This window comes from Streptomyces sp. NPDC005820, from assembly GCF_040630255.1.
Classification (GTDB): domain Bacteria; phylum Actinomycetota; class Actinomycetes; order Streptomycetales; family Streptomycetaceae; genus Streptomyces.
On the sequence record NZ_JBEXXE010000045.1, the window covers coordinates 36,590 to 48,779 of the forward strand.

The window sequence follows — 12,190 nt, forward strand, 5'->3', positions numbered from 1 at the left end:
TGTCAGCCTCCCGTCCACGGCGGCTAACGGTCCTTTTGCTGCTTCGGGGAAGTGATCAGTCGACAAACTCCATCGCGGGGTATTGCTCTGATGGTCCTCTCAGCAGTCGGCCGGAGCGTCCGCGTAGCCAGTGGTCGAAGTACGCGGACACGTAGGCTTCGTTGGTACGGATCGCCGTGGCCGGGTCGATCGTGCCGATGTCCTCCGTCTGGGTGGCCGACGGCAGGCCCAGCTGCGGGAGCAGCGCTTCGGCGTCCGTGAACGACGCATGTTCCGAACCGCGTAGTGTGAGCTGGCGTGTCCAGCCGGGGGTGTGCGCGCGGAACGCCTGCCAGCCGGGGCCGGTGTCCGTGATGCCGTCCTTTCCCAGGAGCAGGAGCGATCGTGTGAGGCCGTGTTCGGCCACGGGCATGAGGGTGCCGTCGAAGTTGGTCAGATTGCCGTCCGTGTTGATGCCGGCGCTGATCCGCGGGTCGGCGTCCATGGCCGTGGCGGCGGCCGTGCCTCCCAGCGAGCTGCCCACCATGCCGACCTTGCACAGGTTGAGTGTTCCGGTGAGACCGCTGGGCAGTGGCCGGCCGTCCGCGTCGGGGTTCTGGCCGGCGTTCATCGCTGCCAGCTGGTCCAGTACGAAACCGGTGTCAGCGGTCCGGACTGCGAGGGACTTCTTGATGAACGCGTCGGGGTCCGTCAGCGAGACCATGGTGGCCAGCGAACCGTCGGGGAACTGGACTTCCGGGGATTCGTAGGTGTGGTCGATGGTGACCACGACATAACCCCGGCTGGCCAGATCCGCCACCAGCGTGGTGCCCCAGGTCCGGGGCTCGCCCAGTCCCGGGGAATAGATCAGCACCGGCCGCTTCCCTTCGCCGCCGGCAACCGGTGCCCCCTCTACCACGTGCGTGGCGGTGGCCGCCCAGTCGACCTGTCCGGTCGGCAGGTTCATCCCGAGGTAGTCGTTGGTGGTCACCGAGTCGAAGTGTGTTGCCGCGCGGGGAAGCATGTAGGGCGCGGCGGGGTGGCCCGCCGCCTGCCTCGTGGGGTAGAACACGCTGGCCATCAGCTCGCGGTGGTTGTGACCGGTCTGCCAGGGGTCGGGCCGGGAGTGGTCCACGAGATGCACAGGCACTTCGCCGACCATGTACGGGCCAGTGGGGACGGGGAGACTCAGCTGGACCGGGCCTGAGACCGGCTCAACCGCGGCGGTGGCCTCGGCGGGCAGAGCGGCAGTCGGAGTACTGATCGAGATGGCGGCGCAGGCGACGGCGGTCCGCAGGCCGCGCCGCAGGGTGGTTCGTCGCTTGATCGGTTGTTCCTTCGTCATGTGAGCCCATGCTGCGAACCGTGAGGTGCCCGTACCATCGGCGCGCCCCCATTTCGCTCCGAAGTCAACCCGTAAGTGTTGGTCGCGGTCGGTCCTCGTCCCCTCTCAAGGAGCTGTTGCCAACCGCGGACATCTCGGCGCGCGTGCACATGGCCGTCCTCGTCGTTCACACCACTGAACCCCATCTGACCTGGTCTTGGCCCGCTACCCACCTCAAGCGTAATCACATAGAGTATCACTCTCATTACTGAGTGCTTAGAGTCGTGTGAGTGGACGCACAGTACGAGTACGGGATCCTTGGACCGCTTGTCGTCGCGCGCGACGGTCTGCGTGTGAGCGTGGGCGCCGCTCAGCTGCGCACGGTGCTGGCAGCGCTGCTGATCGACGCCGGTGATGTCGTCTCTGTGGACGCCCTGGTGGGCCGGTTGTGGGGGGAGTATCCGCCGCGGGGGGCGCGGAACGCCGTACAGAACTACGTTCTGAGGCTGCGGCGGGCGATCGGACCGCAGGCTGTGCGGACCGATCGCCGCGGCTATGCGCTGGATGCACAGGCCAGGAACGGGCTGGACGCGCACCGGTTTGCCGTGCTCGTGCGAGAAGGGCGGGCCGCGCTCGCCGAGGACCGGCCGGACCGGGCGGTGGCGCTGCTGAGCGGTGCCCTGGACCTGTGGCGGGGCGAGCCGCTGGCCGATCTGCCGCCGGAGCGGTTCGCGGATGTCGTCCCTGGCCTGTGCGAGCAGCGGCTGGCGGCGCAGGAGTCGTGGATCGACGCCCTGATCCGGTCGGGACGGCCCGCGGAGGCGCTCCCGGAGCTGCGCCGGCTGACCATGCTCCATCCGTTGCGCGAACGTTTCTGGGCGCAGCGGATGTTGGCGCTGTACCAGCACGGCGGGCAGGGCGAGGCTCTGCAGTGCTTCCGTGAGATCAGCGGGCTGCTCGCCGAGGAACTGGGCATCGATCCGGGCGCCGAGCTCAAGGCCCTGCACCAGCGCATGCTCACCGCGGCGCCCGATCTCGCCCCGGCCCTGTCCCGGGCATCCGGTGCGGGGCCGTGCGGGCTGGGGAACCTGCCTGCCGAGACCACATCCTTTGTCGGGCGGGAGAGGGAACTGTCCGAGGCGCAGCGGCTGCTGGGCCTGTCCCGCCTGGTCACGCTGACCGGTGTGGGCGGGGTCGGCAAGACCCGGCTCGCGCTGCGTACCGCGCGGCGGTCGACGTCGGCGTTCCCGGACGGGGTATGGCTCGCCGATCTTGCAGTGCTCACCGATGCGGCGCTGGTGGGACGGGCGGTCGCCGAGTCACTGGGATTGCGTGATCAGTCCACGCGGTCCGCGGCCGATGCGGTGGCCGACCATCTGCGCGAGAGACATCTGCTGCTTGTACTGGACAACTGCGAGCACTTGGTGGACGCCGTGGCCGTGCTGGTGTTGCGGCTACTACAGGCCGCGCCGGGACTGCGGGTACTCGCCACCAGCCGCGAGCGACTCGGGGTACCGGGCGAACACGTGCTGTTGGTCCCCTGTCTGGCGCTTCGGAACGGGCCGGACGGCACACCGTGCGAGGCGGTACGTCTCCTGAACGAAAGGGCGACGGCCGCCGCGGCCGCGGGCGGGCGCCCGGCATGGCGCGGCGGCAGCCGAGCTGTGCCGGCGTCTGGACGGTATCCCGCTCGCCATCGAACTTGCCGCGGGGCGGCTGAGCTCACTGACCGTGGAAGAGGTCCTGGAACGACTGGAGGACCGCTTCCGCCTGCTGTCCGCTCCTCGCTCAGCCGCGCGGACAGCACCCAGGACGGGACCGGTGCCGTCACCCGCCGCCGGTCGTTACCTGCGCACACTGCGCGGCGTCATCGACTGGAGCCACAGTCTCTGCACGCCCGGGGAGCGTCTGTTGTGGGCCCGGTTGTCGGTATTCGTCGGCTGCTTCGACCTCCGGGCGGCCGAGGCCGTGTGCGCGGGCGACGGCATCGAGCCCGAGGACGTGCTGGACCTGATCGACGGCCTCGTGCACAAGTCCGTCATGACGGTCGAGTCCCTCGGATCGGGCGGCCGGTACGAGAGCACCACCCGCTACCGTCTATTGGAGACCATCCGCCAGTACGGCACGGACCGCCTGCGGGCGGAGGGAAACGCCACCGGACTGCTCATCCGGCACAGCGACTACTACCAGGCGCTGACTGCCCGCGGCGCCGCCGAGTGGTGTGGGCCCGACGAGGTGGGCTGGCTGGTGCGGCTGCGTCGCGAGCTGCCCAACCTGCGCTCCGCGCTCGACTTCTGCCGTGTTCACCCCGGCAGGGCGCTGACCGGCGCCGCCATCGCCGTCGACCTGATGCGCACGCGCTGCTGGTTCTTCGGCAGCACTCTCGGTGAGGCCCGCCACTGGCTCGAGAGTCTGTCAGCGCTGCTCGACCCCGCCCTCGGTGAGCCGACGGCCCTGGTGACGGCCATGAAGGCGTTCGTCGCCATCATCCAGGCGGACCATCCGGCAGCCGACGTCTTCCTCGACGAGTGCCGTGCCGCATCCGCGTCCCCGAAAGCCGCGCCCCTCGTCTACGCCGAGGGCGTGTACGCACTGCTGGTGCGCGGAGACCCTGCCTGCATCGGTCGGCTCGCCCATGCCCGGGAGGCATTCCTCGCCGCGGGACACACCGGTGACGCACACATGGCCACGATGTTCTGGGCCCTGGCCGCCGTCTTCCTCGGCGATCGCGCCACCGCCCGCTCCGCATGCGACACGTATGTCGCCGAGGCCGAGGCGGCCGGCGCGCCGTGGGCACACACCTGGGCCCAATGGTGCACCGCCCTGGCCGAACTGCTGCACGGAGAGCCGTCCCGCGGTCTCCTTCCCCTGTGCGACGCACTCGTACGGCAGTGCGCCGTCGACGACAACTGGGGTCCCGCGTGGACGCTGGAGACCCTCGCATGGACACTCGGCGCCCTCGCCCACCACGACCGGGCGGCTGTCGTCCTGGGAGTGGCACACCAGTACCGGCAGGTGACGGGAGCCGGAATCACCGGGCTACATCCCGTCACCACGCTTCACGCCCGCACCCAGAACCTTGTCCAGAAGCACATGACGGCCGAGGCCTACACCGAGGCATGGGAGCGGGGCGCGACGACCCGCGACGGCGTCACGCTGGCACTCGCAATCGCGCGCGAGGCCCACCGGGAGACGGGCACGCAAGCGCCGCGCGACCCGTCGCGAACGCAGGCGGACTGTTCCGGGTGAACCGGCACGGACGGCGTGACCAAGGAGTGACCGGGATGACAGCGCCGGCCGGAACGGTGGATCGCAAGACGCCGACCGGCCTCCGTCCTCCCCTGGAAGGGATCTCCCCGATGAACCGTGTCCGAACCGTCCTGCCCTCCCGTACGACCTCTCACCTGTTCGCCGCAGGGCTCACGTTCGTTGCCCTCACCGCGGCGAGCCTCGGTGCGGTGGAGGCGGCACCCGGGGGCCCCGCGGCCCCGTCCGCCCGCACAACGGTCCTCGCGCCGCGCCAAACCTTCCAGAACGACGCGACGAAGCGCTGTCTGGACGACCACGGGGGCCTGGGCAACCTGCGTACGTTCCCCTGCAACAACACCGACTTCCAGAAGTGGGAGGTCTTCACCGTGGGTGACGCCCGTGTCCTGAAGAACGTCGCCACCGCCCGCTGTCTGGACGACCACGGGGGCCTGGGCAACCTCCGTACGTTCCCCTGCAACAACACCGACTTCCAGAAGTGGCGGCCCGCGCCGTACGAGGGCGGCGCCATCCAGATCAGGAGCGTGGCGACCGACCGGTGTATGGACGACCACGGAGACCTCGGGAACCTGCGCACGTTCCCCTGCAACTGGCAGCACTACCAGGCCTGGCGCTGACCGGTTCACCCGGACCGGACCGCCGAACCGCGACTCCCCATCGACGAAAGCCGAGCAGAACACATGCGTCACATCACCGTCGCCGCCACCGCGGCCGGATTCCTGGCCCTGACCGCCTGTCCAGCGGTACCGTCCGCCGCAGCGGCTCGGGCCGCATCACCCGCCACTCTCGCAGACAGCGGCTGCGCCGTCCTCGCACCAGGCGCTGCACCGGTCGCGGAACGCGCCGTACAGGCGGCCTGCGCGCAGATCGGCGTCTGGTACAGCTGGAGTGGCGGCCACGGTCCGCAGCCCGGCCCCACCTACGGCAAGGTCGACCCCAACGACCCGGGCAGGAGCTCCCATGACCCCGAACGGCGTGGCTTCGACTGTTCTGGGCTCGTTCGCTACGCCTATGCCCAGGCCACCGGGCAAGACATCCTCAACGGCAACTCACGCAGCCAGTTCGGCACGAGCCACGCCTCGGCGCGCTTCGGCGCCGACCAGGGCACCGGTCCGCTTCTCCCAGGGGATCTGCTGGCGTGGGGGCGTTCCGGCAGGATCCACCACATCGCCATCTACCTGGGCGCGGGCAAGATGGTGGAGGCCCGGGAATCCGGGACCCGCGTCCAGGTCAGCAACGTCCGACTCGGGGGCGACTACGCCGGCGCGGTACGGATCGCAGCGGGCACCGGCCCGGAGCCCGGGCCCGGTCAGGGCGGCACCTTCAGCACCTGGGGCACCAATGTGTGGACACACACCGAGCCGTCCACGACCAGCCCCAGGGCTCACAAGTTCACCGGACCGACTTCGGTGCGCATCGCCTGCCAGAAGCATGCCCAGACAGTGACCTCCGAGGGCATCACCAACGACGCGTGGTCCTACCTGCCCGACCACCGGGGGTGGATCACGAACATCTACATCAAGGGACCAGCCTGGCTCGACGGCGTCCCCACCTGCTCCTGATCTCAACGGCGTCGCTCCGACCACTCGAAGAAAACCCTCCCGGCAGGACGTGAGCTACAGCCGGCCGCAGCTCACGTCCTGCCGGGGAAGCCGCCCCGTGGCCAGGTAGGCGTTGACGGCCTCGTCCGCGCACAGGCTGATGCCGTAGCCGTACACCCCGTGCTGGTCCGCGCCCCGCAGGGTGACCAGGCGGGAGCTGCGCCACTTGCGGTGCAGCAGCAGGGCGCCGTCGTAGGGGTCACGCGGGTCGCCGGTGGCGTTGACGAGCAGCGCCGGGAAGTCGTCCGTGACGGTGGTGGGACGCTCGCGCGGCGGGGCCCAGAAGGCGCAGGGGGTGATGTTGTGCGTGGCGGGGCCGAACAGCGGGTCCAGGGCGCGGGAGCGCTGGACGTCGTGCCAGTAGACCTCCGGGTCGCGCGAGTCGGGGACGTCGCCGCACAGGATCGCCGTCTGCGCGCTGCCGTAGGGCGATGAGGCGCCGGTGAGCAGGAGCGTCAGCATCTCCGTGAGGACCGGTGACGGGGTGACCTGGCCCCCTTCGGCGGCGCGGCGCATGCCACGGACGGCCTGTGCGAGGTTCCCGAAGGCCGTGTCGTTGTCCTGGGAGAGGCCGCCCATGATCAGGGGCGCCACGAGGTGTTCGTCCATCCGGAACTCGCCCAGTTCCAGCGGCCGCCGTGCAGCCGTGGCCTGGATGTGGTCCACGACGGCCAGGACCGCGCGCCGGGTGGACCCCAGTCCGTAGGTGGCGTCGCGGGCGGCGGCCCAGGAGGCCCAGTGCTCCAGCGCCCGCCGGTTGGCCGTTTCGCTGCCGCGCAGCAGCCGCGGGGAGTAACGCGAGGCGTCCATCACGCCGTCGACGACCATGCGGTCGGTGCGGCCGGGGAACATCGTGACGTAGACCTGGGCAAGGTAACTTCCGTACGAGTAGCCGAGGAAGGAGATCCGCCGCTCGCCGACCGCGGCTCTGATGACGTCCATGTCGCGGGCCGTGTCGCGGGTGGTGACGTACGGCAGCACGTCGGCCGCGTGTCGGCGGCAGCGGTCGGCAAGGTCCCGGGCGAAGGCGGTCATGCGGTCGAATCCGGCACGGTCGGCACCGGCGCTTCGGAAGAAGCTGCCGGTCGGCCAGTGGCAGTCCAGTGGGGTACTGCGGCCCACGAAGCGGGGGTCCACGCCGATGATGTCGTAGCGTGCGCCGACGTCTTTCATGGTCCGGCGGATCCAGGGCGCGTCGCCGAGGGTCTCTCCGGCGGGGCCCCCGCTGTTGAGGAGGAGGGAGCCGACGCGGTGGGCGGTGTCGGTGGCCCGGATCCGGGTGATGGCCACCGTGATCGTACGGCCGTCGGGGCGGGCGTAGTCCAGGGGCACTCTGACGTCGGCGCACTGCGCGTCGGCCTGCGCCAGTTCCCCGCCCAGTGTGTCCTGCGGGCCGAGCACACAGCTCTTCCAGGTCAGGCGCTGGTGGTGGAACGCGGCAAGGACGGTGGCCCCGGAGGCCGTAGAGGGCGCCGTGGCTGTCACATCCGTCGCGGTCAGCAGGGACAGAGCGAGCGCAGCGGCCAGAGCCGGGGCGGCTGTACTGCGGAAACTCATCACGGCCGGGTCCTTCCGGGAAGCGGGTTCGTGCAGAACGCGGTCTGTACGACGTCGAGGTAAGCCAGGTCGGCCTCGAGCGTGGCGGGTACCTCGGTGAGGACGACGGTGACCGTGCGCCCGCCGGGTCCGACGGCCATGAACGCGCGGTGGCCGCCCGGCACGGTCCCGCCGTTGCCCCACCAGTGGCCGCCGCAGCGCAGCGGCGTGGAGATGACACCGAGGCCGTAGCGGGCACCTGGCCACAGACGGTCGGGATCGGCTGTCACCGTCTGCCGCATCGCCGCCAGCTGGGCCGGGGGCAGCACACGGCGGTCCATGAGCGCTGTGGTGAAGCGCCCCAGGTCGTCCAGGGTGGACACGAGCGCGCCGCCCACTCCGGCGAAGGTCATGTTCCACTCCGTGCCGTCGACACGGCGGTCGTACGCAGTGAAGTAACTGCGGGAGTGCGGGCCTTGAATGCCGGTGTGATCACCGGGCCAGTAGGTGTCGCGCAGCCCGAGCGGGCGCAGGACGCGGCGCGTGATCTCGTCCTCCGGTGCGTGGCCGGTGACGGCCTTGATGATCATTCCGGCAATGATGTAGTTGGTGGTGGAGTAGTACCAGGACGTATCTGGCGGCGGCAGTTCGAGGGCCCGGACGACGAGTTCGTCCGGTTCGAAGTGGCGGTAGCGCTGGTGTTCAGGGTGTTGCCACTCGGGGGCGCTCGTGTGATTGGGCAGACCGCTGGTGTGCTGCAGTATCTCTCGCCCAGTGATGCGGCGGCCGTCGTAGCCGCCGGAGCGGATCAGTCCGGGCAGGTAGCGGTCGACCGGGGCGTCCAGTGACAGGCGGTGCTCGGCCGCGAGCTGGAGTACGACGGTCGCGGTGAACGTCTTGGTGGTGCTGCCGACGCGAAACCGGTCGGTGGTGTTCATGGGGCGGCCGGTGCCGATATCGGCCGTACCGGCGCTCGCGGACCAGTGTGTGCAGGCGCCTTCGGCGCGGCTTTGGCCTCGCCTGGTCATTTCGCTGCCGTCCGAGGTATCCCCCGGCCTCTGGGTGACCAGTACAGTGGCTCCGGCGATTCGTTGTTCTCCCACCAGCTCGCGCAGCTGCCTGCGCAGCACCTGACCGGCTTCGCAGAGCGTCCTGGTTCCCGACGCGGAGGGCTGCGGACGGGCGCCGACCACCGGGGCTGTGGCCAGTACCAGGGATGCGGAAAAAAGTGTGGCACCCAGGCGTCTTGACACAAAAGGTATGAATGTCATGTCCACCGACGTTAGGCAGGAAGCCCGGACTGCACCGGCATGATGCCTGGCGTGTCGTGCGGGGTCGTCCTCATGGGCGCACACGGGACAGCCATCCGTGATCGGAACCACACACCGATCGACCGGGGCTGCGCCTTGCGCACAGCGGCCATCAGGGCAGGGAGGCCGGCCCGGGCTGGCGGTGAGGATCCGAGGAGGAGATGCGCGGGCCCGGTACCTGGAGCGTGTCGGCAAGTCGTTGTTGCAAGCGGGCGTGACGGAACTGGTAGACAGGGCCGACCTGACGGAGAATCCCCAGGCGGTGGGCGTCGCCGAGGAATGCTTGAAGCCGCCAGGGGAGCCGTCCCCGGGCGGCAAGAAGCAGCCGGGCGGCCGTGTAGTGCGGCCACGCGTGCGCGGCCAGCGCGAGGACCAGCCCGGTCGGGCCCACCTTCAGCAGTGCGCAGAGCAATGCCGTGAACAGGGTGTCGTCCGGCTGCCACGACGCAGGCGGCTCGGACACCAGGACGAAGCTGAGGTTGTAGGGCAGCGTGACCAGCAGGGATCCCACGCCGCAACCGACCAGGGTGACGAGCCGGTCGGCGCAGACCGTCGAGACAGGATCAATGACCTCCTCCCTGCCCGTCGTGCCGCGCGTCCAGCACAGCACGACTTGGAGCGCGCCGAAGAACGCGCCGAGGATCAGACCGTCCGTCCAGGGCAGTTCGACCGGGTGCGCGTGCCGTCCCGCGGCATCGTCAGAGGGAGCCAGAACGAGGGCGTAGAGCCGGAACGCTGCCGCGGCAAGGGCCGTGGTGCCGAGGAAAACGACCAGGGCGAGGATCAGCCGACGAGGCCAGTCTCTGGGAGTGAGTGTGCCTCGGCTTGGCGCAGACGGCGGGGCTGGAGGGCCGGCGGGGAACAGGACCAGAAAGAAGGCAAACCCCCAGAAGAGCACACACGCGATCGCGTATGCCTCGGCCAGCGGGGGGTCCTCCCGGTAGACCAGCCCGGGAATGGCAAATGCGAGAGCCCCGCAAACGGCGGTCAGGACAGTGCTGATGAGCCGACGAGTGTCAAATCCGGGTCGCGCGGCGATCCACGCAGCCAGCATGCACATACACGCCAGCGCCACGGCAAGGGATCCCGGATACCACTCCAGACCGGCCAGTTTCTCCGGGGAGTATCCAGGGAAAGCGCGGCCTGTGGCGTAGCCCAGCAGGGTGAGAACGAACAGGGTGACAGTCCAGGCGGCGCAGCGAGCCCAAGTACGGGCCACGGTCGGCACCCAGCGGTAAAGCTGCCACCACGCCAGGTCGTATGTACCCTCTCGCTGCATGCTGCAGGCGATCTGGGTGAGGTAGCGGTGGGCGTCATCCGGATCGCAGGAGCGTCCCGCAGGGGCGCGGCGCCCGGCCGCGGCGTAGACGCTGGGGACGAGGGTGTCGAGCAGGTGGTCCTCGATGGCTTCTCTGGTTGCGAAGTCCCGCAGTTCGCCCGGGTCGCCAGTGCCTTCCGCATAGACCGTCCTGGCGAGGGCCACAGTCAGCGGGCTGGCGAACGCCTCGGCGACGACTCCCTGGGGATTGTCGTTCAGGTGGTCGGCGAGCGGGTCCCAGCGCCGTTGCGCCGGGCCGGGAGCCGTGGCCAGCCGGAGAAGTGCGAGTGACTCCCGCGCCGACAGGCCGGAAGGTTCGACCACCGCCGCGCCACGCAGGACACCTGCAGAGACCGCCGCCGCAGTGTATTGGGCGGTGCGGCAGGTCAGGACCAGCGGCGCGTCGGTGTCGAGGGTCTCGCGGAGCGCGGTCAGGACGTCCGCGTGAATGTGTTCGGGAAGTTCGTCCAGGCCGTCGATGACCGGGAGCACCCGGTGTCCGGCGAGGAGGTCATCGATCGCGCTGGGGCCGTAGGTGTCCGTGTCGGCCAGGGCCGGATAGTCGGCGGCGATACGACGCCGCAGCCAGTCGTGGATGCTCTCCCGGGCAGGATCCCACGACGCGGCCGTGAGCAGGACGGGCACCGGTTCGTCGTCCTGAGGAGTCCGCAGCAGGGCGAGGGACAGCAGCACGGCGAACGTGGACTTGCCGGACCCGGCGCTGCCCAGGACGACCAGCCGACGGCGTGGCAGCCGGCGGAAGGCCTCCGCCAGTTCCTCCACCTGGTCGGCCCGGCAGGAGATGGTCCCGCCGACCAGCTCCACGTGGTCGCAGACTCCAGCCTGAGAAGAGTCCGACCACGACACGGGCAGCGGGACGGGATGGTGAAGCTGCCGTAGCCCCGCCTCGTGGCGCCACTGGCGTTCCACCAGGCGCGCCAGCATCTTCTGCGCCTCCGTCAACTGGTCAGTGGTGGAGCGCTCCTGCCGGGCAGATCGGCGCCAGACCCACGCCGACAGTACGCCGAGCAGGCTGATGACCGTCGCCGCAATCGAGTTTGCCGCCGCCGTGACATCGTCACCCTTCGTAAACCGAAGGATCACCAATACAAGCACCAAAGACCCGCAGAGTGCCCATGCCAATACCCAACGCCCGCGCACGCCGCCCCTCCCCCTGACATAGCCCACTGTTGCTTCGCAGCACTCAACGAAGCCGCCGAGGTGAGGAAACGGCGAGCGCGCGTAGCGCGAGCGCCGATGCGACGATGGTCGAGCCGCCGCAAGGGGGTACGCCAAGCAGTACAGCGACGCCAAGCGGCTGGAAGAAGTTGCGCACCGCCCGCGGCCGCGAACTGGTCGTCGGCGGTGACACCGCCTACCGCTACGACCGCTGGCCCGGCTGGCCCCGCCCCGGTCTCACGCGCTGCCGGGGCGGGTGAGACCGAGCACGACCGGGGCGTCCCCTACGGGACCGTCTTCGACCCAGAACCGGTGCGCGGACAGGATCGTGCGCAGCGCCTGGTGCATGGCCGCCTGCTGGGCGTGGATCAGCTCATCGGGCAGGTGGAGGACAGCCGTAGCGTCCTGCCTCCACAGCACCCGCAGCACATGACGACGGCCCGGGACCGGGGCCAGGCCCACCCCGGTCTCCTCACCGTCCGCTGCCGCCTCGAGGTTGTACGGCGGCAGGCCAGCCAGCAGCACGAGAGGTCAGCTTGACCCGAGTGACCTCGTTCGGTGAACGCGGCGCCTTCCGCCACAACGCGATCATGTGGTGGAGGACCCGCAGGAAGGGGTCACCAAGATCAGACCGTAGTTCGTCCAATGCAAAGGACGCAGCGGCAGTCAGCGCGAT

The 12,190-nt window shown here is 69.8% G+C and carries 8 protein-coding genes and 1 pseudogene; 4 read left to right on the forward strand and 5 right to left on the reverse strand.

Annotated elements, in window-relative coordinates:
- Nucleotides 1-55 precede the first annotated feature (55 nt).
- Nucleotides 56-1,324 (reverse strand): Tat pathway signal protein, encoded by a 1,269-nt coding sequence (locus ABZ464_RS40490; RefSeq protein ID WP_359286578.1) that lies wholly within the window; start codon nucleotides 1,322-1,324, stop codon nucleotides 56-58.
- Between the two features lie 416 nt (nucleotides 1,325-1,740).
- On the opposite strand from ABZ464_RS40490, the pseudogene ABZ464_RS40495 reads away from it, so the two are divergent.
- From ABZ464_RS40495 to ABZ464_RS40510, 4 genes and pseudogenes are all read left to right on the forward strand, one after another.
- Nucleotides 1,741-2,748: pseudogene (locus tag ABZ464_RS40495) on the forward strand (BTAD domain-containing putative transcriptional regulator); the annotation flags it as partial.
- A gap of 376 nt (nucleotides 2,749-3,124) precedes the next feature.
- Entirely contained in the window at nucleotides 3,125-4,552 is a 1,428-nt protein-coding gene (locus ABZ464_RS40500; RefSeq protein ID WP_359286648.1) for a hypothetical protein, read from the forward strand.
- Between the two features lie 110 nt (nucleotides 4,553-4,662).
- Entirely contained in the window at nucleotides 4,663-5,187 is a 525-nt protein-coding gene (locus ABZ464_RS40505; RefSeq protein WP_359286580.1) for an RICIN domain-containing protein, read from the forward strand.
- Between the two features lie 63 nt (nucleotides 5,188-5,250).
- On the forward strand, nucleotides 5,251-6,132 hold the full coding sequence (locus ABZ464_RS40510) for an NlpC/P60 family protein (RefSeq protein WP_359286583.1): 882 nt from the start codon (nucleotides 5,251-5,253) through the stop codon (nucleotides 6,130-6,132).
- A 54-nt stretch (nucleotides 6,133-6,186) separates the two neighbouring features.
- Here ABZ464_RS40510 and ABZ464_RS40515 read toward each other — a convergent pair whose 3' ends face one another.
- From ABZ464_RS40515 to ABZ464_RS40530, 4 genes are all read right to left on the reverse strand, one after another.
- On the reverse strand, nucleotides 6,187-7,728 hold the full coding sequence (locus ABZ464_RS40515) for an alpha/beta hydrolase (RefSeq protein ID WP_359286586.1): 1,542 nt from the start codon (nucleotides 7,726-7,728) through the stop codon (nucleotides 6,187-6,189).
- Nucleotides 7,728-8,837, reverse strand: a complete 1,110-nt coding sequence (locus tag ABZ464_RS40520) for a serine hydrolase domain-containing protein (RefSeq protein WP_359286589.1) — start codon at nucleotides 8,835-8,837, stop codon at nucleotides 7,728-7,730. Before ABZ464_RS40520 ends, ABZ464_RS40515 begins: the two co-directional genes overlap by 1 nt.
- Before the next feature lie 292 nt (nucleotides 8,838-9,129).
- The gene (locus ABZ464_RS40525; protein ID WP_359286591.1) at nucleotides 9,130-11,496 is read right to left on the reverse strand and encodes an NACHT domain-containing protein; all 2,367 of its coding nucleotides are present in this window, start codon (nucleotides 11,494-11,496) and stop codon (nucleotides 9,130-9,132) included.
- A 255-nt stretch (nucleotides 11,497-11,751) separates the two neighbouring features.
- Nucleotides 11,752-12,039, reverse strand: coding sequence for a hypothetical protein (locus ABZ464_RS40530; protein ID WP_359286594.1), 288 nt, complete (start codon nucleotides 12,037-12,039; stop codon nucleotides 11,752-11,754).
- Nucleotides 12,040-12,190 lie beyond the last annotated feature (151 nt).